Origin of the sequence: Streptomyces sp. NPDC079020, assembly GCF_044542225.1 — a bacterium.
In the GTDB taxonomy this organism is placed as follows: domain Bacteria; phylum Actinomycetota; class Actinomycetes; order Streptomycetales; family Streptomycetaceae; genus Streptomyces.
In genome coordinates, this window is the sequence record NZ_JBITUB010000002.1 from 90,925 (window position 1) to 115,326 (window position 24,402).

Annotated in this window: 26 protein-coding genes, 1 pseudogene and 1 riboswitch; of the genes and pseudogenes, 8 read left to right on the plus strand and 19 right to left on the minus strand. The window is 70.3% G+C overall.

Translation table 11 applies throughout. The annotated features are described in order from the left end of the window. Positions 1 to 24: 24 nt before the first annotated feature. Genes ACIGJO_RS04395 through ACIGJO_RS04405 form a run of 3 tightly spaced genes read right to left on the minus strand, consistent with a single transcriptional unit; the run spans position 25 to position 2,351 of the window. Entirely contained in the window at positions 25 to 1,050 is a 1,026-nt protein-coding gene (locus ACIGJO_RS04395) for a methionine synthase (RefSeq protein ID WP_399951939.1), read from the minus strand. A gap of 25 nt (positions 1,051 to 1,075) precedes the next feature. Continuing rightward, positions 1,076 to 1,765, minus strand: a complete 690-nt coding sequence (locus ACIGJO_RS04400) for an SDR family oxidoreductase (RefSeq protein ID WP_399951942.1) — start codon at positions 1,763 to 1,765, stop codon at positions 1,076 to 1,078. 46 nt (positions 1,766 to 1,811) lie between these two features. After that, positions 1,812 to 2,351, minus strand: a complete 540-nt coding sequence (locus ACIGJO_RS04405) for a TIGR00730 family Rossman fold protein (RefSeq protein ID WP_399951945.1) — start codon at positions 2,349 to 2,351, stop codon at positions 1,812 to 1,814. Positions 2,352 to 2,428: 77 nt separating this feature from the next. Between ACIGJO_RS04405 and ACIGJO_RS04410 the strand changes: the two genes are divergently transcribed. Both ACIGJO_RS04410 and ACIGJO_RS04415 read left to right on the plus strand, forming a co-directional pair. Further along, positions 2,429 to 2,764: a DUF427 domain-containing protein gene (locus ACIGJO_RS04410; RefSeq protein WP_399951947.1), complete on the plus strand. Its 336-nt coding sequence runs from the start codon at positions 2,429 to 2,431 to the stop codon at positions 2,762 to 2,764. Positions 2,765 to 2,931: 167 nt separating this feature from the next. Further along, entirely contained in the window at positions 2,932 to 3,732 is an 801-nt protein-coding gene (locus ACIGJO_RS04415) for an alpha/beta fold hydrolase (protein ID WP_399951950.1), read from the plus strand. A gap of 317 nt (positions 3,733 to 4,049) precedes the next feature. On the opposite strand, the gene ACIGJO_RS04420 is transcribed toward ACIGJO_RS04415, so the two are convergent. Further along, entirely contained in the window at positions 4,050 to 4,514 is a 465-nt protein-coding gene (locus ACIGJO_RS04420) for an ATP-binding protein (protein ID WP_399951953.1), read from the minus strand. Between the two features lie 280 nt (positions 4,515 to 4,794). Between ACIGJO_RS04420 and ACIGJO_RS04425 the strand changes: the two genes are divergently transcribed. Together ACIGJO_RS04425 and ACIGJO_RS04430 are read left to right on the plus strand one after the other, a co-directional pair. Next, entirely contained in the window at positions 4,795 to 5,649 is an 855-nt protein-coding gene (locus ACIGJO_RS04425; RefSeq protein ID WP_399951956.1) for a helix-turn-helix domain-containing protein, read from the plus strand. A gap of 3 nt (positions 5,650 to 5,652) precedes the next feature. Beyond that, positions 5,653 to 5,856, plus strand: coding sequence for a DUF397 domain-containing protein (locus ACIGJO_RS04430; protein WP_399951959.1), 204 nt, complete (start codon positions 5,653 to 5,655; stop codon positions 5,854 to 5,856). On the opposite strand, the gene ACIGJO_RS04435 is transcribed toward ACIGJO_RS04430, so the two are convergent. Continuing rightward, on the minus strand, positions 5,853 to 6,695 hold the full coding sequence (locus ACIGJO_RS04435; RefSeq protein ID WP_399951962.1) for a helix-turn-helix domain-containing protein: 843 nt from the start codon (positions 6,693 to 6,695) through the stop codon (positions 5,853 to 5,855). The two genes, ACIGJO_RS04430 and ACIGJO_RS04435, sit on opposite strands and share 4 nt — an antisense overlap. 29 nt (positions 6,696 to 6,724) lie before the next feature. Beyond that, the gene (locus tag ACIGJO_RS04440; protein WP_399953185.1) at positions 6,725 to 7,459 is read right to left on the minus strand and encodes a DUF6879 family protein; all 735 of its coding nucleotides are present in this window, start codon (positions 7,457 to 7,459) and stop codon (positions 6,725 to 6,727) included. 184 nt (positions 7,460 to 7,643) lie between these two features. Between ACIGJO_RS04440 and ACIGJO_RS04445 the strand changes: the two genes are divergently transcribed. Next, positions 7,644 to 7,841 (plus strand): hypothetical protein, encoded by a 198-nt coding sequence (locus ACIGJO_RS04445; protein ID WP_399951965.1) that lies wholly within the window; start codon positions 7,644 to 7,646, stop codon positions 7,839 to 7,841. A 250-nt stretch (positions 7,842 to 8,091) separates the two neighbouring features. On the opposite strand, the gene ACIGJO_RS04450 is transcribed toward ACIGJO_RS04445, so the two are convergent. Further along, positions 8,092 to 8,652, minus strand: a complete 561-nt coding sequence (locus ACIGJO_RS04450) for a hypothetical protein (protein ID WP_399951968.1) — start codon at positions 8,650 to 8,652, stop codon at positions 8,092 to 8,094. Positions 8,653 to 8,903: 251 nt separating this feature from the next. On the opposite strand from ACIGJO_RS04450, the pseudogene ACIGJO_RS04455 reads away from it, so the two are divergent. Next, positions 8,904 to 9,101, plus strand: a pseudogene (locus tag ACIGJO_RS04455) (alpha/beta hydrolase); the annotation flags it as partial. An 11-nt stretch (positions 9,102 to 9,112) separates the two neighbouring features. Here ACIGJO_RS04455 and mnmA read toward each other — a convergent pair. After that, positions 9,113 to 10,246 carry a tRNA 2-thiouridine(34) synthase MnmA gene (gene mnmA / locus ACIGJO_RS04460; RefSeq protein ID WP_399951970.1) on the minus strand — a complete coding sequence of 378 codons (1,134 nt, stop codon included), beginning with the start codon at positions 10,244 to 10,246 and terminating at the stop codon, positions 9,113 to 9,115. 61 nt (positions 10,247 to 10,307) lie between these two features. Between mnmA and ACIGJO_RS04465 the strand changes: the two genes are divergently transcribed. Then, positions 10,308 to 11,021 carry an N-acetylmuramoyl-L-alanine amidase gene (locus ACIGJO_RS04465; RefSeq protein WP_399951973.1) on the plus strand — a complete coding sequence of 238 codons (714 nt, stop codon included), beginning with the start codon at positions 10,308 to 10,310 and terminating at the stop codon, positions 11,019 to 11,021. 74 nt (positions 11,022 to 11,095) lie between these two features. On the opposite strand, the gene ACIGJO_RS04470 is transcribed toward ACIGJO_RS04465, so the two are convergent. The 11 genes from ACIGJO_RS04470 to ACIGJO_RS04520 all read right to left on the minus strand — a co-directional run bounded on the left by ACIGJO_RS04470 (position 11,096) and on the right by ACIGJO_RS04520 (position 22,829). Then, complete coding sequence (locus ACIGJO_RS04470; RefSeq protein WP_399951976.1) at positions 11,096 to 12,265, minus strand: cysteine desulfurase family protein; 1,170 nt, start codon at positions 12,263 to 12,265, stop codon at positions 11,096 to 11,098. 217 nt (positions 12,266 to 12,482) lie between these two features. After that, entirely contained in the window at positions 12,483 to 13,358 is an 876-nt protein-coding gene (locus tag ACIGJO_RS04475; RefSeq protein WP_399951979.1) for a thioesterase family protein, read from the minus strand. A 55-nt stretch (positions 13,359 to 13,413) separates the two neighbouring features. Beyond that, on the minus strand, positions 13,414 to 14,082 hold the full coding sequence (locus tag ACIGJO_RS04480) for a trimeric intracellular cation channel family protein (protein WP_399951982.1): 669 nt from the start codon (positions 14,080 to 14,082) through the stop codon (positions 13,414 to 13,416). Between the two features lie 18 nt (positions 14,083 to 14,100). Beyond that, positions 14,101 to 15,273 carry an ABC transporter ATP-binding protein gene (locus ACIGJO_RS04485; protein ID WP_399951984.1) on the minus strand — a complete coding sequence of 391 codons (1,173 nt, stop codon included), beginning with the start codon at positions 15,271 to 15,273 and terminating at the stop codon, positions 14,101 to 14,103. Further along, complete coding sequence (locus ACIGJO_RS04490; RefSeq protein ID WP_399951986.1) at positions 15,270 to 16,262, minus strand: ABC transporter ATP-binding protein; 993 nt, start codon at positions 16,260 to 16,262, stop codon at positions 15,270 to 15,272. Before ACIGJO_RS04490 ends, ACIGJO_RS04485 begins: the two co-directional genes overlap by 4 nt. Positions 16,263 to 16,268: 6 nt before the next feature. Then, complete coding sequence (locus ACIGJO_RS04495; RefSeq protein ID WP_399951988.1) at positions 16,269 to 17,231, minus strand: ABC transporter permease; 963 nt, start codon at positions 17,229 to 17,231, stop codon at positions 16,269 to 16,271. A 1-nt stretch (position 17,232) separates the two neighbouring features. Continuing rightward, a complete protein-coding gene (locus ACIGJO_RS04500) occupies positions 17,233 to 18,237 on the minus strand; it encodes an ABC transporter permease (RefSeq protein WP_266924064.1) in 1,005 nt (334 codons plus the stop codon). An 85-nt stretch (positions 18,238 to 18,322) separates the two neighbouring features. Further along, positions 18,323 to 19,993 carry an ABC transporter substrate-binding protein gene (locus ACIGJO_RS04505; protein WP_399951992.1) on the minus strand — a complete coding sequence of 557 codons (1,671 nt, stop codon included), beginning with the start codon at positions 19,991 to 19,993 and terminating at the stop codon, positions 18,323 to 18,325. Between the two features lie 217 nt (positions 19,994 to 20,210). Continuing rightward, a complete protein-coding gene (locus ACIGJO_RS04510; RefSeq protein ID WP_399953188.1) occupies positions 20,211 to 20,954 on the minus strand; it encodes an enhanced serine sensitivity protein SseB C-terminal domain-containing protein in 744 nt (247 codons plus the stop codon). Positions 20,955 to 21,183: 229 nt separating this feature from the next. Further along, positions 21,184 to 21,954 carry an enhanced serine sensitivity protein SseB gene (locus tag ACIGJO_RS04515; protein WP_399951995.1) on the minus strand — a complete coding sequence of 257 codons (771 nt, stop codon included), beginning with the start codon at positions 21,952 to 21,954 and terminating at the stop codon, positions 21,184 to 21,186. Between the two features lie 200 nt (positions 21,955 to 22,154). After that, positions 22,155 to 22,829, minus strand: coding sequence for an AAA family ATPase (locus ACIGJO_RS04520; RefSeq protein WP_399951998.1), 675 nt, complete (start codon positions 22,827 to 22,829; stop codon positions 22,155 to 22,157). A 158-nt stretch (positions 22,830 to 22,987) separates the two neighbouring features. Continuing rightward, positions 22,988 to 23,085: riboswitch (glycine riboswitch) on the plus strand. Between the two features lie 156 nt (positions 23,086 to 23,241). Between ACIGJO_RS04520 and gcvT the strand changes: the two genes are divergently transcribed. Further along, complete coding sequence (gene gcvT, locus ACIGJO_RS04525; RefSeq protein ID WP_351863765.1) at positions 23,242 to 24,357, plus strand: glycine cleavage system aminomethyltransferase GcvT; 1,116 nt, start codon at positions 23,242 to 23,244, stop codon at positions 24,355 to 24,357. Positions 24,358 to 24,402 lie beyond the last annotated feature (45 nt).

Sequence of the window (24,402 nt, forward strand, 5' to 3'; positions counted from 1 at the left end):
CCTCCCGTTGGCCCGTCGTCCCCATCACTCAGGGTTGTCTGCGAGCGATCTCGCCGCCCTGGCGCAGTGGGCGAGCGCGGCGCGGGCGTACGCGGGAGATGCCCCCGCGAGCCCGCACGACGGAGTGATCACGACGGACTGGGTGAGAGTCCCCGGATTCAGCCCCAACCTGCTCCACAGCGTCCTGACCCCCATGACGCTACCGCCCGGGTCCGACAATCCGGCCGAGCCCGCATCGGTGCCGGGCACCACTCCGAGGAACAGCTGGGTGCCGCCCTCGACCGCTTCCCCGATCGCCTCCTCCTCACGCTCGGTGAGCAGGGAGAAATCGAAGGAGATCCCGTCGGCACCGGCCCTGCGCAGCAGCGCGAACGGCACCTCGGGGGCGCAGGAGTGGACGGTCCCCGGCCCGTCGCCCCGCACCGCGAGCACCTCGCGCAGGGCGCCCTCGACGACCTGGCGGTCCACGGCCCGGTAGGTGCGGTAGCCGCTCGCGGACCGGACCCGCCCCAGCAGTACGGCGGTCAGGGACGGTTCGTCGAGCTGGAGCACGACCTGGGCTCCGGGCACCCGGCGGCGTACGTCGGCCAGGTGCGCGCGCAGCCCCTCGGCCAGCGACCCGGCCAGGTCGCGGCAGGCGCCGGGGTCACCGAGCATGGCCTCGCCGCCCCGCAGCTCCAGGGCCGCGGCCAGGGTCCACGGACCGACGGCCTGCACCTTGAGCAGCCCCTCGTACCCCTGGGTGAACTCCTCCAGGGCGTCCAGGTCCTCGCCGAGCCAGGACCGGGCCCGTTTGGTGTCACGGCCCGGCCGGTCGCTGATCCGCCAGCCGCTCGGCTCGACATGGCCGTACATCTCGACGAGCATCCCGATGGTCCGCCCGATCATGTCCGCGCCCGGACCGCGGGCCGGCAGCTCCGCCAGATGCGGCATCCCCTGACCGTCCGCGAAGGAACCGGTGACGGTCTTCGCCGCCTCCCGCGCGTCTCCCCCGGGCATGGACCCGACCCCGGTCGCCGGACACCCGCTGAACTTGCTCTTCTCGCTCACCCGGGAAGCCTACGGGTGCGGGACCTCAGCGTCCGGGGCGGACGGTGAGGTCGTTGACCTCGGCGTCGCGCGGGAGGTCGAGCGCCATCAGGATCGTGGTCGCCACGGACTCCGGGTCGATCCACCGGGCGGCGTCGTACTCCTTGCCCTCCTGCTGGTGGACCTTGGCCTGCATGGGGCCGGCGGTGCGCCCGGGGTAGACGGAGGTGACCCGGACCCCATTGCCGTGCTCCTCGTGGCGCAGCGAGTCGGCGAGGGCCTTCAGGCCGTGCTTGCTCGCGGCGTACGCGCCCCACTCGGCGTGCGCCTGGAGCCCGGCGCCCGAGTTCACGAAGACCACATGCCCCTGGGCGACGCGCAGTTGCGGCAGCAGGAGGCGGGTGATCTCGGCGGGGGCGACGAGATTGGCGTTGAGCTGGAAGTGCCAGGCCTTGGGGGTGAGCTCACCCACACGCCCGAGTTCCACGACTCCCGCGATGTGCAGCAGCGTGTCGATCCGCTCGGGCACCGACTGCTGGCCGAACGCCCAGGAGAGCCGGTCCGGGTTGCCGAGATCCCCGACGAGCGTACGGGCACCGGGGTACAGGGCGGCGAGCTCCTTGGCCCGGCCCGCGTCCCGGGCCAGCAGGACGATCTCGTCACCGCGCTCCAGGAGACGGCGGGCGACGGCTGCTCCGATGCCGGAACCGGCACCGGTGATGAGGTGGGTAGACATGGGGCGATCCTCCCATCACCGGCCCCGGCGGGGCGGGGCGGCCCGGTCACCGCCGCCCGGCGGACTCCTCCAGGTGGGCGAGTGCGCCGACACCGTCCTTGGCGAAGAAGACCAGGTCGGTGAGGGGCAGCGGCAGGAACCCCTCGTCCTCCATGCGCTGGAACTGCTGGCGCAGACCGTCGTAGAAGCCCGCCGTGTTCAGCAGGACGACCGGCTTGGCGTGCTTGCCGTGCTTCTTGAGCTCCAGGATCTCGGTGGCCTCGTCGAGCGTCCCGGTCCCCCCGACCATGATCACGACCGCGTCCGCCTTCTCCAGGAGCAGCGCCTTGCGCTCGGCCAGATCGCGGGCGATCACCATCTCGTCGGCGTTCGTCCGGGCCCGGTCGGCCAGGAAGTCCACCGACACCCCGACGAGCCGCCCGCCCGCCTCCTGGACCCCGTCGGCGACGACCTTCATCAGCCCGCTCTCCGAACCGCCCCAGACCAGCGTGTGGCCGCCCCTGCCGAGCAGCTCGGCGAACTCCCGGGCGGGCTCGGTGTAGCAGTCGTCGAGGTCGGCGGCGGAGAGAAAGACGCAGATGTTCATGGAGCCACCGTACGGTCCGCCGCCGACAGCCCCCGGGCCCGGGGAAGAATTCGGGCCACCGGACCGCTGCAACAGACATGACTTCCACTCCAGGACACCGCATCACCGTCGAGCCGGCCACCGAGCACGTCCGGGCGGTGCACGACGGTCAGGTGCTGGCCGAGAGCCGCCACCCGCTCGTGCTGCGCGAGACGGGCTGTCCGGTCCGCTACTACCTGCCGCCCCAGGACGTCCGCACCGAGCTGCTCACGGCGTCGGACACCAGCACCCACTGCCCGTTCAAGGGCGACGCCTCCTACTGGTCGGTGCCGGGTGCCGCCGATCTCGTCTGGGCCTATCCCGACCCGAAGCCCGAAGTCGCGGCGATCAAGGACCACTTCTGCTTCTACGCGACCGAGCCGGTGGCCGGGTAACAGCCCGGGACGGCCGCCGGGGACCCGGTGCGGCGAGCGGCGGCCGGCCCGCGAACGCGGCCGACAGAGTGTCAGAAACCGTGCGCCGGGGCGCCCCTGGGAAACTTCCCACGGAAATTCTCCGGCGGCGGCGATGAGTTCTCGCGGCCGCCGGAGTCAGCCGTCACATGGACAAGACTCTCTCCGCCGACGGCACCCCGCTCGCCTACCGCCGCCAGGGCGACGGTCCCCCCGTGGTCCTGGTGGGCGGGGCGCTGAGCACGGCGGCGACCGAGGCGCCCCTCGCGGCCCTGCTGGCACCGCACTTCACCGTCGTCACGTACGACCGCCGGGGCCGGGGCGCCAGCGGTGACGGCGGGCGGTACGCGGTGCGGCGGGAGATCGAGGACCTGGCCGCGGTCGCGGGCGCGGTGGGCGAGCGGGTCTCGGTCTTCGGCATGCTGTCCGGCGGGGCCCTGGCCCTGGAGGCGCAGGCGGCGGGGCTGCCGGTGGATCTGCTCGCGGTCTACGAACCCCCGTACACCCCGGGCCCTTCCGGCCTGGTGCACAAGGCCCGCCACACGGACCGGCTGCACCGGTTACTGTCCGCCGGGGATCTCGGCGGCGCCGTGGAGCTGCACCTGTCCACCACCGGCGTCACGGCCGGGATGATCGCCCGGATGCGGCGGGCACCGATGTGGCCCGGCCTGGAGTCGCTGGCGCACACCCTCGCGTACGACGACGCCATCCTGGGCAACGGCGCGCTCCCGGCCGAGCGGCTGGCGTCCGTCACCGCACGCACGATGGTCGTCGTCGGCGGCTTCAGCCCTCTCCAGGCCCGCGACACGGCCCGCAGCCTCGCGGACGCACTGCCACGCGCCCGCCACCGCACCCTGACGGGCCAGACGCGCGAGGTGGCACCCCAGGTGATCGCCCCGGTACTGGCGGCCTTCTTCGCCAAGGATGTGTACGCCGGCCGGGCGGCGTAGCCCGTAGGGCGTCCTGAATCACGACGCGTGTGATCAGGAACAGCCTCGGCTGTACGGGAGAAGCGGAAACGCCACCGGGATCACCGGAGGCACCGCGCCACAGCTGTGCTCGGCGTCGGCAAACAGCCGCTCTCGCTGATCGGCGTCGGCAGCACCCGACGCACTTGTCGGCGGAATGCCTCGCCATGCCGCGACGGGTGCGGGCGCCACGACGCCCGCGTACCCAATGACCCGCTCACTGCGGCATCCAGAGCGGCCCACCGCTCGCCTCTTGCCGGTGGGCGGCGACTCGACCAGGCGCTGACCACGAGGGCCGGTCAGGCGCCGAGTGCGAGCTCGAACCAGACGGTCTTGCCGCCCGGCCCGTACTCCCCTTCTCCTATGGCGCACCCGCCCCAGCGGTCGGCGACGAGTTCAAGGATGGCCATGCCACGTCCGGCCTCCGCGTGGGGATCGGCGGGTGTGACGTACGGCTTGGGCAGGTCCGGGCCCATGTCCCACACGCTGATCCGCAGTACGGGGTGCCGCCACTGGAGCCGTACGGCAGCGGGGCCCTTGGTGTGCCGGACGGAGTTGGTGGTCAGCTCGGACGTCAACAGTTCGGCGCGGTAACTGAGTTCGGTCAACTCGTGGGCACCGAGGATGGCACGGAGGGCGGTGCGGGCGATGCGGGGGCTGCGTGGGTCGCAGGGGAAGGCGAGTTCGTACTTCCAGGGCGCGGCGAACGGAATGGGGGCGGGGTGGGGGATGTACGGGGTGGAGGGAGTTGGTTCAGTCCTCACGGGCACCTCCTGGGTGCGTGCGAGTGGGGGCGAGTGGACGTGCGCCACGGGTGGTTGCCGCTGGTGGACGGTGGCAACGCCGGTCCGGGGCCCGCCTTCCTGGGTGGGCAGCGTGGACCGGTGCACTCCGCCGTAACGATGAGCGAGTGGCGCTCATCACAGAGTAGGGGGCAGATTCATAACCGTGCTACCAAGTCACTCCGAAGAGTTAACTCTTCGGATTCGCCGGGCCGGGGAGACTCCAGCTGGACACACTGTGCGCGAACCCAGGAGAGGAAACATGGCACCACGGCATACCCCCACCATCCTCCAGCGCCGATTCGGTACCGAGTTGCGGCGGCTCCGCGAGGCGGCAGGCATGACGGCCCCGGAAGCCGCTGGCCTGTTGGGCACTGACCGAACAGTCATCTCCAACGTGGAAGCTGGGCGGTTCGGCATCAGCGAAGAGCGCCTACGGCGCCTGGGCAGCATCTATGAATGCGGTGATCCGGACCTGCTCGACGCGTTGGCAGGGCTGACCGGCGGTCGCAGGACGGGCTGGTGGGAGGAATACCGAGGCAAGATCCCGCCAGGCTTTCTGGATGTGTCAGCGCTGGAGCGCTACGCCGTACGCCTGCGCACAGTCCAGACAGCGCACCTGCCTGGTCTGTTCCACACGGAAGACCACGCACGTGCCGTCTTCCAGCTCTTCCTGCCGGCTCTGCCACGACTCGAAGTCGAACTGCGGGTGGCACACCGCTTGGCCCGCCAATCCGTGATCATGGAGGACCACCCAACCCCGTACACCGGCGTGATCCATGAAGCCGCGATCAGGATGCAACTCGGAGGTCGCGACGCTGCTCGCATCCAGCTCATGCACCTCTTGGACACAAGTGAGCGCGCCAACGTCACGCTCCAGGTCATCCCGTTCGCGGTCGGCGGGTTCCCACTCCTCGGCGACTCTTCGGTCTTGTACGCGGAGGCGCCCAATCACCATCTGGACACGGTGCAGATGGACTCACCGACCGGCGCGGTGTTCATCGACTCCCCCACACAACTGGCCAACTTCCGCACGCGACTGGACTTGGTCGAGAAGGTGGCGTTGACTCCCACCAAGTCCAGAGATTTCATCCACTCCGTCGTCAGGGAGCTGTAAGAGGTGCCTCACGTGTCCGGCCTGCACTGGGTGAAATCATCGTTCTCCGACGCAGGAGGGAACAACTGCGTCGAGGTAGCCGCAGCAGGCGCGGACAGCATCGCGATCCGCGAGAGCGAGAACCCGGCGGTCGTCATGCGGACCAACCGGGCCGCGCTGCGCGCGCTTGTGCTCAGGGTGAAGGCTCAGAAGCCCGGCCTCAGCTAGCGGGGACGAGCGGCTGCCGTGATGATCCGCTGGGCATCAACACCGAAGACGGCAGATTCACGGAGCAGATTCCATGTGCGCCGATAGACGGCGATGCTGTCGGTGTCGTCGATCCAGAGTTCCGCGTGCCAGTCCTCGGCGATGACCAGCCTGTCGTCGTAGATCCAGAATCCATTCGCCGGGTGGATCTTCAGCGGCGCGGCGAACGGGACGATTCCCATCTCCACCGTGTCGAGCCCCATGAGGCCGGACAGCCGGTCGAGCTGGGCGGCCAGCACCGCAGGAGAGCACACGAGGGCGCGCAGCGCCCCTTCCCACATGATGATCCGATGTCGCTTCCCGGAGTCGTACAACGCTTCCTGACGCCGAACCCGGGCCCGTACAGCCTCTTCGGTGTCCCTGGGAGAACGCATCAGCCGGGCGTGCCGGGTGAACACCGCGCGGGCGTAGTCGGGGGTTTGGACCATCCCTGGAATGAGAGCGTTCTCCCAGATGTACAGGGTGGTGGTTCGGGCGTGCTCGGCGGTGATCGCGTCCTGAACCGGCCGGTGTCCCGTGGCGAGTTGGCGCCGCCATGAACGGACGTGGGACTCAAGCCCTTTGAGTCGGGAGAGGAGTTCGGGAGCGGCGTCAGGCCGTCCGGTGGCTTCCGCCCACGCTCGGAGGTCTTCGGCATTCGCGGTCTGCCGCCCGTTCTCCAGCTTGTAGATCTTGGAGTGGGGCCAGCCGAGCTGTTCGCCCAGTTGCGGACCGGTGAGCCGACCCCGGGGGCCCGTGGTGCGAAGCTCCCGGAGACGTATCCCGAGGGCGTCCCGTGCCTTCTGAAAGTCTGTGCTCACCGGTCCACGCTAACTGCCGCGCAGGGCGGTCAGAGAGCCGCTGCGAAGGCGTCGTACCGGATCGCGTGATGCCATGCCGCGTCCCGGGCCTGGGCGTAGCGGTTCACTTCAGCCGGCTCGGTGATCAGCTCGACATCGACGAGGTCGTCGGCGTCGTCGAAGTTGAGGAGTGCCACGAGCCGTGAGTCGAAGATCCAGAAGTCTTCGGCGGGAAGGCGCAGCCGGTCGGCATCGGTGCGCCAGAGGTTCCGGATGTCCTCCCCGGCGGCGCAGTTGCGCTTCGCGTTGTCGAGCAGGTACAGCTGCCCTGGAGTCGGCGGAGCGTCGACGACCCGGACCCGCTCGAACCGCTTGCCGTGCCCCGTCTGTGTCCGGACGTTCTGGCACCACCCGTCGTTGTAGTCCCACTCAACGGGTTGCCCCGCAGCGAACTGGGCGTACGTCTCAGTGGCTTCATCGGACGCGAACCGGCGGCGCGTCTCCAGCCGCCAAGCCGTGTGCTCGAACGTCTCGAACAGTCTCCCGAACGCGTCCAGGTCGATGATGCGCGGCCTCCGGGTCTTCGGGGCGAAGTCCACCAGCAGTTCCCGGGGCACCACGATCGGTACCTCTCCGGTGTTGAGGTGCTGGAGCTGGGCGACATCTTCGGGGTCGGTGAGGGGCGTGCCGTGAACGATCACCTCGCCGCTGTCCAAGTCCTCATGTACGGCAGGGCATCCGCCCCCACCTGAGCCTGTGCCGTTGAAGCGGAGGTTCCGCGCCACTGTCCCCACGTCCTTCCAGTCCACGTGCTCCTGCCTGTACGGCACATCATTGCCGGTACCCCTCTTCGCCAGTACAGGATTCCTGACGCCACGTGGGACCATGCGCGAACATTCCGCTGGTGTGCGCGAACATTCGAGAACATTGGATGGTGTACCCAGGTCGTGCTCTCTAGCGTCGCGTTCCATGGACGACGCGAAGACGACGATGGCGGCCCCGGTGTACCTGGTGGACTCCCCCGAGCCGCCGAAACCTGACCGGAACTGTGACGTGTGTGGCGCGCTGGCCGGTGAGCGAACCGAAGCGGCGAGGGTCGGCAACTGGTCGAAGGTGACCGACGCCAACGTGGAGATCGGACGTCACCGTTCGGGCCGGCACACGTGACCGGGGTGGTTCGGGCCGCGTACCGGTACGTCCTGCACCGCATCACTGAACACCCGGACACCGAAGTCACGTTCGAGGCAGAGTGTTTGTGGTGTGACTGGCAGGCGACGCCCTCGACCGATGCGGAGCCGGTCGACGTCGAGTGCATGGGTCACACCGGGCGGAGCGGTCACAAGTCGTTCCGGCGGCTGCGTACGTCGTTCGCGATGGTTGTCCGGGTCGAGTGACCAGGCGTTGACGGTGGGGAGCGCTACAGCTTGAGGGCGTAATCCTTGGTTACCTTGTCGATCTTGCCTGCCAGGACGCTGAGGTGGGTAAAGTCCGCCCGGCTCCAATCTTTCACCGGGCAGGCGAGGTCGACGCCCAGGCCGGAGAGAGATTCGACCTGCTGTCTCAACTGTTCGATCACAACGAGATGGTGCTCAAACTTCGCAAGTTCGGCGGATGCTTCGGCTCCGGACGTCTCGCGCGGGAATGTTTGGCTTATGAACACCTTCATGTCGACCAAGGTGCTATCCGTGTAGGTGCGTACGGCCTCGTTCACGACGGGCAGGGCCTTCTTGAGCTCGGAGTGCGCCCGGCGGACCCTCTTTCGCTCTGCCTCCTTGGCCAAGGCATCTGCCACCAGTTGTTGGTCAAGCTTCGTGTGGCGGACTGCCTGCTTCTTGCGGCGGTCGGTCTTGCGTACCTTGACGATGTCGCGGAGGTCGTCCAGCCATGCCAGTACGGCCCCCTTGGCTGCGATGCGCCAGGCTGTCATCAGCCCGCCGAGGAACCCGAACACAGCTCCCGCGAGTAATTCGACCAACATTGTGACTCCCATCCCCGTGTTCCTCTGGCGACAGAGTGTAACTGCAGCTGAGGTCTCGGCCGGGGGCGTGGCCCGCTTCAACGTGCGCGGAGGGCACCGGCGTTGTCGGTGGCGGGTGCCAGAATGCACTGCATGGGTGAACAGCTGTCGTTGGTCGCTGCTGCGGGGAACCAGCTCTCGCGCGTCCCCTTGGGGTAGGCGTGCAGCCACTCCGCCTCGACGCGGTCGTCCGAGAGCTCGAAGCCGTAGGTGTCACCGCACGCACGATGGTCGTCGTCGGCGGCTTCAGCCCCCTCCAGGCCCGCGACACGGCCCGCAGCCTCGCGGACGCGCTGCCCCGCGCCCGCCACCGCACCCTGACGGGCCAGACGCGCGAGGTGGCACCCCCGGTCATCGCCCCGGTGCTGGCGGCCTTCTTCGCCAAGGACGTGTACGCCTGCCGGGCGTAGCCGCCGGCCGCTCAGGAGGGCGAGGACACCCGCTCGCGCCTCGCCGTCGTCGCAATCGTGGCCGAGCCGACCACCCGGGTGCCGTCGTACAGCACGACCGCCTGGCCGGGGGCCACGCCCCGTACCGGCTCGGTGAAGGTGACGTGCAGTGTGCCGTCCACGAGCTCGGCGCCGGCCTCGGTCTCGCCGCCGTGGGCGCGGAGCTGGACGGTGTAGGTGCCGGGGCCCACCGGGGGCGTGCCGCACCAGCGGGGCTTGATGGCGGTCAGTGCCGTGACGTCCAGGGCCTCCACCGGGCCGACGGTGACGGTGTTGTTCACCGGGGAGATGTCCAGGACGTAGCGCGGCTTGCCGTCCGCCGCGGGGTGGCCGATCCGCAGGCCCTTGCGCTGGCCGATGGTGAAGCCGAAGGCACCGTCGTGGGTGCCCAGCTTCGTGCCGGACTCGTCCAGGATGTCGCCCTCGGCCGGGCCGCCGAGACGGTCGGCCAGGAAGCCCTGGGTGTCGCCGTCTGCGATGAAGCAGATGTCGTGGCTGTCGGGCTTCTTGGCCACGGCGAGGCCCCTGGCCTCGGCCTCGGCCCGGATCTCGTCCTTGGTGGTGAGGGTGTCGCCGAGCGGGAACATCGCGTGGGCGAGCTGCTTCTCGTCCAGGACGCCGAGGACGTAGCTCTGGTCCTTGGCCATGTCGGAGGCGCGGTGCAGCTCGCGGCTGCCGTCCTCGGTGAGCACGACCGTGGCGTAGTGGCCGGTGCACACGGCGTCGAAGCCGAGCGCGAGCGCCTTGTCCAGCAGCGCGGCGAACTTGATCTTCTCGTTGCAGCGCAGGCACGGGTTGGGGGTGCGGCCCGCCTCGTACTCCGCGACGAAGTCCTCCACGACGTCCTCGCGGAAGCGCTCCGCCAGGTCCCAGACGTAGAAGGGGATGCCGATGACGTCCGCCGCGCGGCGGGCGTCGCGGGAGTCCTCGATCGTGCAACAGCCGCGCGCCCCGGTACGGAAGGACTGCGGGTTCGCGGACAGGGCTAGGTGCACACCGGTCACGTCGTGGCCCGCCTCGGCGGCGCGGGCCGCGGCGACGGCGGAGTCCACACCGCCCGACATCGCGGCGAGCACTCGGAGGGGGCGCTGGGAAGTCTGAGTCATAGCCTCTCCAGGGTACGGGTCGCCGGGAACCGAACGCTCGCGGATATGCGTTGTCGCTCACATGGGGACCAAGGGAAACGGCCGGGCTTCGCGGAAGGGGCCCGCGCCGGGCATCAGCAGGCGCGCCCTCATGATCGGCGGCGGAGTGACGGCGGCGGGTGCCGTCGTGCTCGCCCGCGACGAGCTCAGGCGCGTCTGGTGGCGGGTGCCCGGCGTGGAGAAGCCCCGCAGGCAGGGCGAGCTGGACTACGCGGACGCCCGGTGGGTCGCGGCCTCCGAGGCGAACTGGCGGCGTGCGGACCGCCCCGACGACTACGGCATCGACCGTGTGGTCATCCATGTGACCCAGGGCAGCTTCGCCAGCGCGGTCCGGGTCTTCCAGGACCCCGCCCACGGCGCCGCCTCGCACTACGTGGTGCGCAAGGACGGCCATGTGGCGCAGATGATCCGTGAGCTGGACGTGGCGTACCACGCGGGGAACAGGTCGTACAACGAACGCAGCGTCGGCATCGAGCACGAGGGCTTCGTGGACCGCCCCGGGGACCTCACGAAGGAGATGTACGAGTCGTCGGCGCGGCTGACGGCCGCGATATGCGGGCGGTACGGCATCCCGCTGGACCGCGAACACATCATCGGGCATGTGGAGGTTCCCGGCACGGACCACACCGACCCCGGTCCGCACTGGGACTGGGACCGCTATCTGAAGCTGGTGCGGCGGGCCGCGACGGCCGGGCCAGCGAAGTCCGCGAAGCCCTCGGGCTCCGGAGCCGCGTGATCCCGGGCGCGTGATCCCGGGCGCGTGATCCCGGGCGCGTGATCCCGGGCGGGGCCGCGCAACGGCCCCGGCCCTCAGCTGAGTCCCGCGGTCCTGGCGCGCTCCACCGCCGGGCCGATGGCGCGTGCGAGGTCCTCGACATCCTGCCGCGTGGTGGTGTGGCCGAGCGAGAAGCGCAAGGTGCCCCGGGCCAGGTCGGGGTCGGTGCCGGTGGCCAGCAGGACGTGGCTGGGCTGGGCGATCCCTGCGGTGCAGGCCGAACCGGTGGAGCACTCGATGCCCTGTGCGTCCAGCAGCAGCAGGAGCGAGTCGCCCTCGCAGCCGGGGAAGCCGAAGTGGGCGTTGGCCGGCAGGCGCCCGCCCGGGTCCGGGTCGCCGCCGAGCACGGCGTCCGGTACGGCCCGGCGCACGGCGGTGATCAGGTCGTCCCGGAGCGCGCCGACGCGGTGGGCGAAGTCCTCGCGCCGCTCGGCCGCGAGCCGGCCGGCGACGGCGAACGCGGCGACGGCGGGCACGTCCAGGGTGCCGGAGCGCACATGACGCTCCTGCCCGCCGCCGTGCAGCACGGGTACGGGGGTGTACTCGCGGCCCAGGAGCAGCGCGCCGATCCCGAACGGGCCGCCGATCTTGTGTCCGCTGACGGTCATCGCGGACAGCCCGGACCGCGCGAAGTCGACCTCCAGCTGGCCGAAGGCCTGTACCGCGTCGGCGTGCATGGGGATGCCGAACTCGCGGGCGACGGCAGCCAGTTCACGTACCGGCATGACGGTGCCGATCTCGTTGTTGGCCCACATCACCGTGATCATCGCGATGTCGTCCGGGTTGCGCAGGACGGCCTCGCGCAGGTCCTCGGGGTGCACCCGCCCGTGGCGGTCGACGGGGAGGTATTCGACGGCCGCCCCCTCGTGCTCGGCGAGCCAGTCGACGGCGTCCAGGACGGCGTGGTGCTCGACGGGGGCCGCGAGGACCCTCGTGCGCCGGGGGTCGGCGTCGCGGCGGGCCCAGTAGAGGCCCTTCACCGCGAGGTTGTCGGCCTCGGTGCCGCCGGAGGTGAGAACCACCTCGCTGGGGCGTGCGCCGAGGGCGTCGGCGAGGGTCTCCCTGGACTCCTCGACGGTGCGGCGGGCCCGGCGCCCGGCGGCGTGCAGGGAGGACGCGTTGCCGGTGACGGCGAGCTGGGCGGTCATCGCCGCGATCGCCTCCGGAAGCATCGGAGTGGTCGCTGCGTGGTCGAGGTAGGCCATGGTGGGCTCGATTCTACGAGCCCCCGGCGGGACGGACGCCGGTGCGTCGCACACCCGGCGTCCGCGCCCGGTTCACGGACGGTTCGCGAAGAGCGCGGACAGCACGCGAGGGGACGCCCGGACGCGTCACGCGGACGGGTACGGCGGTGGCGCCGGGAGGGTACGGCCGGGGGGCGCCGGGGGCGCTGACACCGCCGGAGCGGGCCGGCGCGGCACCTCAGCCACGCGAGGCCTTCGCCAGCTGACGGGACTGGGCCACCAGACGGTCCGCGCTGTCCCAGACCTCCGCGTCCTCCTCCAGGAAGCCCCCCGCGAGGTTGCGCGTGGTGATGGAGACCCGCAGCGGGCCCGGGGCCGGGCGGCAGCGGATGTGGGCGGTGAGCTCGACGGTCGGGGTCCAGCCCTTCAGGCCCAGCTCGAACGAGGTCGGCGGCAGCGCGTCGACGGTGAGCAGCAGGGACAGCGGGTCCGCGTCACGGCCGTCCGCCAGGCCGAACCAGCCGCGCATCTCGCCCTTGCCGGACGGTGCGCCGACGGCCCAGCCGACCGTCGCCGGGTCGAGCCTCATGTCGAGGCGCTCGGTGATGGCCGAGCTGCCGGGGATCGGGGCGGGGCCGTCGGCCGGGCCGAGGCAGTGCTCCCGGGGCGGCATGGCGGGTGGCCGGGCCGACGTACGGACCTCGTCGGAGAGGGCGTCCAGATCGCCGTAGGTGGCGAGGACCCGGATGCGCTCGACCTCGGTACCGTCGTCCGCGAACTGGAAGAGGGAGGCCGATCCGGTGGAGAGGCCGCGGCCCGCCCGGACGACCTGGGTCCTGATCACCGCGGGGCCGGGCACGGAGGCGGTGAGGTAGTGCGCGGAGACCGAGAACGGGTCCGGGTGCGGCAGCGCGTCACCCAGGGCCCGGCCGAGCAGGGCCAGCAGATAGCCGCCATTGACGGCGCGGATGATGGTCCAGCCCGCGGAGAGTTCGGCGTCGTAGACGCCTTCCCCGCGGAGTGTGACAGCGGTGTCGCGGTCGAACTCGCTGTCCCCGATGGTCGCCTGCGCGGTCTGTGTGCTCCGCGCCGCCTGCGCTGCTGCCTGTGCCATGCCATGCACCGTACACCGATCGCATTACTGAGCGGTAGCTTTCTTGGGCTGCCCGTCAGCTCGCCCCGCTGTCCTCGGCCGTGGCCGAACGCCGGTTGTAGGCGCGCGGGGCCCGCCAGTGGAAACGCATCGCCAGCAGCCGCAGGACGAACGCGGTGATCACCGCCGTACCGCTGGTGAACGCGTTGAGGGTGTCGAAGCGGATGCACAGCACGACCATGACGGCGCCGACGATCGCGGGCACCGCGTACAGGTCCCGGTCCCAGCGCAGCAGCGAGGGCACCTCGTTGGCCAGCATGTCCCGCAGCACACCGCCGCCGACCGCGGTGGCCAGGCCGAGCGCCGCCGACGCGGTGAGGCCGAGACCGTAGTCGTACGCCTTGACCGTGCCGCTGACGCAGAACAGGCCGAGCCCCGCCGCGTCGAAGACGTTGACGCCGACCTGGATCCGCTCGACGTGGGGGTGCAGGAAGAACACCAGCACGGCGGCGAGCAGCGGCGTCGTGAAATAGCCGAGATCCGTGAAGGCGGCCGGCGGGATCGCGCCGATCATCACGTCACGGAACAGCCCCCCGCCCAGCGCGGTCGCCTCGGCGAGCACCGCGATGCCGAAGACATCGAAGTTCTTGCGTACGGCGAGCAGCGCGCCCGAGATCGCGAAGACGAAGATCCCGGCGATGTCGAGCGCGTGCTGGACGGAGGGCGTGAACAGTTCGTTGAGCACCGGCCAATTGTGCCGGTACTACCCCTTCGGGCTGTCCTCCGCCGGCCGGGCGGCAGGCGCGTCGGCCTGCCCCGGCACCTTCGCGGGCTTCTCCGCGGGGGTCCCGGGTGCGTCGCCCTCCGCGGTCTCCACCGCTTCGGCCGCCACCGTTCCCGTGCCGACGACCGCCTCGATGCCCGTGGCCAGGGTCTGCCTGACCGTCCCGGCCTCGATCTCCGCCGTGAAGTGGCAGGCCACCTTGTGCCCGTCGCCGGTGTCCAGCAGTGGCGGACGCTCCGTGGCGCACTTGGTGTCCTGCACCCACGGGCAGCGGGTGTGGAACCGGCAGCCGGCCGGCGGGTTCGCCGGGGAGGGCAGGTCGCCGTGGAGCAGAATCCGCTCGCGGCGGTCCTCGACCTCGGGGTCGGGCACCGGGACCGCCGACATCAGCGCCTTGGTGTACGGGTGCCGGGGCCCCGCGTACAGCGCGTCGCTCGGGGCCTCCTCGACGAGCCCGCCGAGGTACATCACCCCGATGACGTCCGAGATGTGCCGGACCACGGCGAGGTCGTGCGCGATGACCAGGTAGGTCAGGCCCAGCGACTCCTGGAGTTCCTCCAGCAGGTTGATCACCTGCGCCTGGACCGAGACGTCCAGCGCGGACACCGGCTCGTCGCAAATGATCACGTCCGGCTCCAGGACCAGTGCCCGCGCGATGCCGATGCGCTGGCGCTGGCCGCCGGAGAACTCGTGCGGGTAGCGGGACATCGCGTTGGACGGCAGGCCGACCTTGGCGAGGATGGACTCGATCTTCTCCCGGCGCTCCGCCCGGTCCTTCCCGATGCCGTGGGCGGCCATGCCCTCGGCCAGGATGGACTCGATGTTCTGCCGGGGGTTGAGGCTGCCCAGCGGGTCCTGGAAGACCATCTGGAGCCGGCGGCGGAAGACCCGCATCTCCTCGGAGGGCAGCTTCGCCAGGTCGGTGCCGTCGAAGACGACCCCGCCCTCGGTGATGTCGTTCAGCCGCAGGACCGCGCGGCCGAGCGTCGTCTTGCCGCAGCCCGACTCGCCCACCAGCCCGTACGTCTGGCCGGCCTCCACGCTCAGCGAGACGCCGTCGACCGCGTAGACATGGCCCACCGTACGGTCGAAGAGGAGGCCCTTCCTGACCGGGAAGTGGACTTTGACGCCGTCCAGTTCGAGAAGGCTCATGCCGGGACCTCCGCCTTGGGCAGGACCGGGTTGACGCAGCGCACCTGGTGTCCGGACGTGCGTGGTTCGGTCAGTTCGGGGGTGCCGGTGAGGCACTCCATCGTGTAGTGGTCGCACCGGGGTGCGAACGCGCAGCCGTCGGCCCAGGCGATCTTGTCGTTGATGGACCCGCGGATCGGGTTGAGCGGCTCGCCGCGCGGCGCGTCCAGCCGCGGGATGGAGCCGAGGAGCCCGTGCGCGTACGGGTGGGTGGGGTGGGCGAACAGCTCGCGGCGGCCCGCCGATTCCACCGCCCGTCCGGCGTACAGGACGTTGACCTCGTCGCAGAGACCGGCGACGACACCGAGGTCGTGCGTGATCATCAGCAGGGCGGTGCCCTCCTGGTCGACCAGTTCCTTCAGGAGCTCCAGGATCTGCGCCTGGATGGTCACGTCCAGGGCGGTCGTCGGCTCGTCGGCGATCAGCATCCGGGGGGCGCAGGCGACCGCCATGGCGATCAGCGCCCGCTGGCGCATACCGCCGGAGAGCTGGTGCGGGTACTCCTTGAGCCGCCGGTCCGGGTCGGGGATCCCGACCCGGTCGAGCAGGGACGCGGCTTCCTTGCGGGCCTTCTCGCCCTTCAGCCCGCGGTGGCGCTGAAGGATCTCTGTGACCTGGATCCCGATGGGGACGACCGGGTTCAGCGAGGAGAGCGGGTCCTGGAAGATCATCGCCAGCTGGCTGCCGCGCAGATCGCGGAGCTTGCGCTCGTTCATGGTCAGCAGGTTCTGGCCGTCGAACTCCGCACGGCCGCCGACGCGCACGCCCTTGCGGGGCAGCAGGCCCATCAGGGCGAGCGAGGTGACGGACTTGCCGCAGCCCGACTCGCCGACCAGGCCCACGACCTGACCCTGGTCGACCTCGAAGGAGACGCCGTCCACGGCCGTGGCGTCCTTGCGGCCGCGGGCGGTGAAGGTGACGCTGAGTTCCTCAACGGAGAGCAGTGACATGGGACTTCAGCCTCGCAACTTCGGGTCGAGGGCTTCGCGCATGGCCTCGCCGAGCAGAGTGAAGCCGAGAGCGGTGACGATGATCCCGACGGCCGGATAGGCGGCCATCATCGGCTCGTTGTCGAAGAAGCGCTGCGCCTGGGAGAGCATCACGCCCCACTCGGGGACGGCCGGGTCGGGGTTGCCGAGGCCCAGATAGGACAGGGCCGCGGCCTCGATGATCGCGGTGGCCAGACTCAGGGTGGCCTGGACGATCACGGGACTCAGCGAGTTCGGCAGGATCTGCGTGAGCACGATCCGCTTGCGCCGGATACCGACCGCCTTCGCGGCGAGCACATAGTCCGCGCCGCCCTGGACCAGCATCGAACCGCGCAGCAGGCGGGCGAAGATGGGGATCTGGACGACGCCCACGGCGATCATCACGGTGGTCAGCGACTGGCCGAGGACCGCGGCGATGGAGACGGCGAGCAGCAGCGACGGCAGCGACAGCATGATGTCGGTGAAGCGCATGATCACGGTGTCGACGCGCTGCCCGGCCTTGCCGCCGAGCGTGGCGGCGGCGCCGGAGAGCACACCGACCAGCGCACCGATGATCAGGCCGATGAGCATGGAGACCACACCGACGAGCAGCGTCTGCCGGGCTCCGACGAGCCAGCGGGAGAACATGTCCCGGCCCAGGTGGTCCAGCCCGAACCAGTTCTCGCCGCGCATGCCGACGAACTTGCCCTGGTTGGGGAAGACTTCGCTGCGCCAGTTCTGCGCGGTGGCGCCGTGCGGGGCCAGCATCGGCCCGACGACGGCGACGAGGACGAACGTGGCGATGATCGCCGCGCCGATGATCGCCATCTTGCTGGAGCGCATCCGGCGGAACGCCTCGCGCCACAGGCTCGTACCGGCGACCGTCTCGGAGCTCTGGGTCAGCTCGGCGAGGCGGTCGATCTTGTCTGCCTTGTTGGTCAGGATCGTCACGTCAGTGCACCCGCACTCTCGGGTCAATGATGCTGTACGCGAGGTCGACCAGCAGGTTGATCAGCACGTACACCATCGCGATGAAGAGAATGAACCCGACGAGGACGGGGTAGTCGCGGCCGTCGATCGCGGTACGGATGAAGGATCCGATGCCGCCGAAGTCGAAGACGGACTCGGTGAGCACCGCACCGGACAGCAGGCTGCCGGTCAGCAGGCCGACCGCGGTGATCACGGGCAGCAGGGCGTTGCGCAGCACATGGCGGCCACGCACGACGCGCTTGTCCAGGCCCTTGGACTCGGCGGTGCGGATGTAGTCCTCGCCGAGCACTTCCAGGACGCTGGCGCGGGTCATCCGGACGATGACGGCGAGCGGGATCGAGGCCAGCGCGACGGCGGGCAGGATCAGGTGCATGATCGCGTCCCAGCTCGCGTCGAACTCGCCGGTCAGCAACCCGTCCAGGACGGAGAACCCGGTGATGTCGGTGGCGTCGAGTCCGGTGGTGAGCCGGCCCTGGCTCGGGAACCAGCCCAGCTCCACGGAGAAGATCCCGCGCAGCAGCATGGCCAGGAAGAAGACCGGGATGCAGATGCCGAGCAGCGATCCGGAGACGGAGGCGACGTCCAGCCAGCCACCGCGGTGCTTGGCCGCCAGGTAACCCATCGGGATGCCCACGACCACGGCGATCAGGATCGCGGCGACGCTGAGCTCCACGGTTGCCGGGAAGCGCAGGGTGAATTCGTCCCACACCGGCTGGCCGGTCTGGGTGGAGGTTCCGAGGTCGAGCTCGAAGATGCGCTTCAGGAACCGCCAGTACTGGACGTGGACCGGCTCGTCGAGCCCGAGTGCCCGGTTGATTCTCGCTACTTCGGCTTCGGTCGCCCGCTCACCCAGGATCGCTGAGGCGGGTCCGCCGGGCAGTCGGTTCAGCCAGAGGAACAGCAGGACCGACAGGCCGAGCAGGGTGGGAATGAGCTGGAGAAGTCTTCTGACGACGAGTCGCAGCACCCCGCATGCCCCTTTCTCACGTACGTCTATGCGGGTCCGCCCGGCCACCTGGTTGCTGTGGCCGGGCGGACCCGCTGGTGTGCGATTACTTGAAGGAGACCTCGGCGAAGTTCTCCTGCGTCAGCGGGGAGACCTTCGGCGGGTTGACGTTCTTGGCGAACGCGATGGCCGGCGGCGACGACGAGACCGGCACGCCCGGCACGTACTCCGCGATCGCCTCGTTGGCCTTCTTGTAGGCCTCGGTGCGGGCGGCCGGGTCGACGACCTTGGAAGCGGCGTTCACGGCGTCGAAGACCTTCTGGTCCTTGAAGCCCCACTGCTTGTCGGGCCCGGCGAACCAGGTGCCGATGAAGTTGTAGCCGTCGTTGAAGTCACCGGTCCAGCCGAGCATGTGCAGGGCGCAGGAGCCCGCCTCGGTGGCGTCCAGGTAGTCCGGGGCCCACTTCATGGCCTTCGGGACGATGGTGATGCCGGCCTTCTCCAGGTCGGCCTTCATCAGCTCGAACATGTCCTGCGGGGCAGGCATGTACGGGCGGGTGACCTCGGTCGGGTAGCAGAAGTCGATCTTCAGCTTCTCCTCACCGGCCTGCTTGAGGAGGTCCTTCGCCTTGGCGGTGTCGAACGGGTACGTCTTCACCTTGTCCGAGAAGCCGGCGACCGTGTCGGGCATGAACTGGGTCGCGACCTTGCCGCCCTCGGGCAGCTGGGTGTTGACGAGGTTCTCGCGGTCGATGGCGTGCGTGATCGCCTGACGGACCTCGGGCTTCTTCAGCGCCGGGTTCGCCGACTGGCTCATGCCGAGGTAGAAGATGTTGAAGACGTCACGGGTCGGGACCTCGTAACCCTCCTTCTCCAGCGTCGTCACATCGGCCGGCGCGACCAGGTCGTAGCCGTCGATGTCACCCGCCTGGAGCGCCTGGCGGCGGGTCTCCTCGGTGGAGATGGTGCGGAAGACCAGGTTCTTCACCTTGGCCTTGCTGCCCCAGTAGCCGTCGAAGGCCTTCAGGGAGACCTCCTTGTTGCCCTTGTTCCACTTCACGATCTCGTACGGGCCGGTGCCGGCGACCGTGCCGGCCTCCTGGCTGTACTTGGGGTACGTGATCGCGTCGCCCTTGGCGGACGCGTCCTGCTTCTCGTACTCCTTGATCGCCTTCGGCGAGTGGATCGCCAGCGCCTGGAGGGAGAACCCGCCCGGCAGGTTCGCCGAGGGCTCGTTCACCTCGATGACGGCCGTGTTGTCGTCCTTGGCGGTGCAGGACTTGTAGTTGGGCTTGGGCGCCTCGGCGTCCTCGTTCTTCGCGAACCCACCCATGATGGTCTGCCAGTAGTAGGAGACCGCGCTGGACTGGTACGTGCCCTTCCAGTTGAACCAGTGGTCGTAGTTCGCGCAGACCGCGGCGGCGTTGAACGCCTCGCCGTCGTGGAACTTCACGCCCTGGCGAAGGTTGAACGTCCAGACCTTGCCGGCCGGGTCGCTCGACCACTTCTCGGCGAGGCCGCCGACGAGCTTGCTGCCACCGGGCTCGTGCTCCAGGAGCGCCTCGAAGGCCTGACGGGTGACGCGGAAGGTCTCGCCGTCGCTCGCGAGCGCCGGGTCGAGGGAACTGGGGTCACCGGCTCCGGCGAAGACGAAGGTGTCCTTGTCGCCCCCCTTGGAGCCGCCCTCGTCCCGCTCGCTGGAACAGCCCGTGGCGATCAGACCGACAGCGACCGCTGCCGTGATCGCCCGGACAGCCCGGGACTTGAATATTCGCATGGGTCCACCCCTGGTTCGCCCTGTGGTGAGGTTTGTTGGCCGCACACTACAGACGGTGCCCACCGCAAGAGAACAGTCCGGATAACGGTGAGACCTAGTCGAGACCCGGACAGTTAACAAACCGTCCAGTTCCGGGACATCCTCACGTCGGCAGTCAACAGGCCGGACATCGAGGGGTGTTCGACGTCCGTTTACCGGACGTCGCGCTCGTCGCAGTTCAACGGGGCTGGGGCGGGTATCCGTAGCCGGGCACGGCGGCGGGCGGCGGGCCCGGGGCGTGCGCCTCGCGGTCGTAGAACGGGCGGGAGTTGGCGCGCAGCCACATCGCGACCGGGTCGTACTCGTCGGACATGGCGACGGTGGAGACGGGCAGCCCCTCGGGGACCGCGCCGATCGACTGCCGCATCATCTCGCGCACCGAGTCGACGGAGGCGCGGCCCGTGTCGTAGAGATCGAGACCGATCGCGAGGTACGGAACACCGACGGCGGGATGCACCCAGGCGCGGCGCAGCGAGCGGACCGCCGGGGTGCGGTGGGCGTTCTGCGTGAGCAGCGCGTAGAACTGGGGGATGTCGACGGCGGGGTCGGAGAGCCGCAGGGGCCCGGCGGGCAGCCGGTCCAGGCCGGTGGCGATGCGGCGCAGATCCAGCCAGGGGATACCGACGCCGCCGCCCGGGGCATGCGGGTTGAGCCAGATTCCCCAGCGGTCGGGGAACAGGGCGCGGGCGATGTCACGGCCGGTGACGAGCTCGTGGGCCCGGTTCCACCCGCTGGCGGAGAGCTCCTGGGCGGAAGTCACGCACGGGGCGTAGCCCATGCCGTCGATCTCCATGTTCCCGTACTGGGCGTCCGGCGAGCCGGCCGTGCCGTGCCAGAGGAGCATCCAGATCCGGCCATCGGCGAGGGCCGCCAGCAGCGCCTCGTAGGCGTCGTAGCGCCCGGGGGTCACCTGGCGCAGCATGTGCTCGACCTGTCCGGCCGCCGCAGTGCCTGCACTCACCCTGTGTTCCGCCCCTCATCGATCCGCTGTGTCGCGTCGCCGCTCCCGGGCACACGGGAGCGACCCCGCCATCAAACCAGCTTATGCGCCGCTACTGACACCGACTTGACGCCACGGGTTGACGTCGCCACCCGGCAACGGCGGTTGACCCCGGCCCCGGGTGCGGCCGGCACCCTCTCCGGCGGTGGGGTCAGTGCCCCTCACGCCGGTAGAACGGCCGGACCTTCTCCCGCATCCAGTCGCCGACGAGGTCCTGGGCCACATCGAGCAGGACCAGGTTGACGGGCCACGGCACCTGGACCCGGCCCAGCGCCCGGCCCAGCGCGTCCATCGGGGCGCTCTGTCCCGCGCCGTCCCAGTCGGCGAACTCGACGCCGATGAAGAGGACGGGGTCGCCGCCCTCGATGCTGGCGAGCGTCCGGCGGGCGGTGCTGACCACGCCGCTCTCCTGGAACTCCCCGGCCACCGCGGCGAGGAAGTCGACGGGTTCCTCCTGCCAGTCCGGCTCGAACAGGCGGACCCGGGCACCGCTCGCGGGCCCGTCCAGGGGTGTGCGGCCCGCCCGGCAGAGCTCGGCGACGGCGGGGGGCGGCAGTGGCACACCGACCGCGCCGCCCGGGTTCACGGCTATTCCGACCTGCGGCGGCAGTCCGCGGGCGAATTCCCGGGCAGGCGCCACGGTGAAGGACATCTGAGTACCGACGCAGCTGAGAAACTGCGATTCGGAGCTGAACACGGGGACATGGGCGACGCCGTCGATCTCCATCATCGGCAGGTCGAGATCGGGGCTTTCGGGGCTGCCCCCGTTGGGCAGCGGCACCCAGAGCGCGCTGCGGCCGAGCACCTCGACGATCCGGCCGCCCGCCTCCGGGACTCCGATCGAGGCGGCGAGCACCTCTTCGAGCTCATTGGCCGGCCATCCCTGGCGCGGATGTGTCTGTGCCGGTACCGGAATGTCCACTGCCCCTGTGTCCCTCTCTCGACCGTGCGTTCCGGCGGAAACCCTAGCCTCCCGGGTCGACCGCCCGGCGGCCTGCCCGGCGGTGTGCCCGTCCGGCGTCCGGCGGCCGGACATCCCGGCGGGCACCCGGTGGCTGTGCGTCTGCGAACGGGGCGCGCGCGTGACGCCCGCCCCGCTTCTCCCCGTACGCCCCGCGAGCCCTACTCGTCCGCGAACGAGATCCGGCCGAGCACCCCCGCGGCCTCACGGTCCAGCAGCACCGCCGAGGCACATCCCGGGGGCAGCAGACCCCGCTCCGTGTCGTGCAGCAGCCGGCCGACCGAGCGCCGGTGCCGGGCGAAGGCGTAACCGGAGACGCCCCGGCCGCGCTCGCGCTGCCCTTCCCGCGCCACCTCGGGCGTGACGTCGAGCAGGACGAGGTGGAGGGTGCGGACCCGTCGCCGGGCGTCCCGGGCCAGCCAGCGGCGCACCCAGGCCTGGGTGCCGCAGTCGTGCACCACGACGGACTCGCCGGAGCGGAGCGCCCGCCACAGCCCGTAGTAGTGGGCCACCCGGACCAGCGGGCGGTAGAGGGCGTACGGGAGTAAGCGGGGCAGGGCCCCGGCCCAGGTGTCCCGGGTGTCCTGGGAATCGATGGCGCGGTCCGTGACGGCCCGCCGGATCAGTGTCGACTTTCCGCTTCCGGGCAGCCCGGAGACCACCACGAGATCGCCGGACGCGAAGTCCAGGCTGTGCGGGCTGCGCCCGGCGCGCCCCCGGAGGTCACGCACCACCGGCGCGTGCGTGCCCAGCATTTCCCGGGCGGGTGCGCCCGGCTGTGCGGGCATCGCGCCCTGCGCGACCCCCGCGGTCGTCGCGTACCGCTGCAAGTCCATCGCCCTCCCCCTGTCGGGTCACCCACACCTGCCCAAGAAGTGTAAAGAAAAGGTAATGCGGCACAACCAGGCCCGCTGCCCGTGTCGGTGGGAGACCGGACGCCCCACTCTTCCGCAAGGCGTGCGATGATGACCCCGCCAACTGCATACCGGCCGTTTGAATCCGCGCGGGAGAGTTCCGGTCACTGTGTGTGCCGGGCGCCGAAGGAGCAAGTTCCTCCCTTGAATCTCTCAGGCCCCGTACCGCGTGGATGAGGCAGATCTGAAAAGCGAGCCGCCCGGCGGCTCCACCCAAGGTGCAAGCCGAACCCGGCGAGGGCTGACCCCTTCAGGGCCTTTCGGCGAACCTCTCAGGTTCCGATGACAGATGGGGAGGGATCGTCCTCTGTCGTCATGCCCTGGAGCCGAATCCATGAGCAACGCCCCCCGTCTCACCGCCCTGGACGCCCTGCATCGTTCGCTGGGCGCCACCATGACCGACTTCGCCGGCTGGGACATGCCGCTGCGGTACGCGAGCGAGCGCGACGAGCACAACGCCGTACGCACCCGGGCGGGTCTCTTCGATCTGTCCCACATGGGTGAGATCACGGTCACCGGGCCGCAGGCCGCCGCCTTCCTCAGCTACGCGCTGGTGGGCAACATCGCCACCGTCGGCGCCGGCCGCGCCCGCTACACGATGATCGTCGGGAGCGACGGCGGCATCCTGGACGACCTGATCGTCTACCGGCTGGGCGAGACCGAGTACATGGTCGTCGCCAACGCGGGCAACGCGCAGACCGTGCTGGACGCGCTGCGGGACCGGGTGGCCGGTTTCGACGCCGAGGTGCGTGACGACCGTGACGCGTACGCGCTGCTCGCCGTGCAGGGTCCGGAGTCGCCCGCGATCATGAAGGCCGTCACGGACGCCGACCTGGACGGGCTGAAGTACTACGCGGGCCTGCCCGGCACGGTCGCCGGGGTGCCCGCGCTGATCGCCCGTACCGGCTACACCGGCGAGGACGGCTTCGAGCTGTTCGTGGCCCCCGAGCACGCCGAGCAGCTGTGGCGGGCACTCACCGAGGCCGGTGCGGCGCACGGCCTGATCCCCTGCGGGCTCTCCTGCCGCGACACGCTGCGCCTGGAGGCGGGCATGCCGCTGTACGGGCACGAGCTGACGACCGCGCTGACCCCGTTCGACGCGGGCCTGGGCCGGGTCGTGAAGTTCGAGAAGGAGGGCGACTTCGTCGGGCGCGAGGCCCTCGTGGCCGCCGCCGCGCGGGCCGAGACCGCCCCGCCCCGCAAGCTCGTCGGCCTGATCGCCGAGGGCCGCCGGGTCCCGCGCGCCGGATTCCAGGTCGTCGCGGGCGGTGAGGTGATCGGCGAGGTCACCTCCGGCGCCCCGTCGCCCACCCTGGGCAGGCCGATCGCCATGGCGTACGTGGACGCGGCGTTCGCCGCGCCCGGCACCGAGGGTGTCGGCGTGGACATCCGCGGCACGCACGAGCCGTACGAGGTCGTCGCGCTGCCGTTCTACAAGCGCGAGAAGTGACATCCCGGGCATCGCGCCGTCCCGGAAGTGACGTAATCGCGTCTC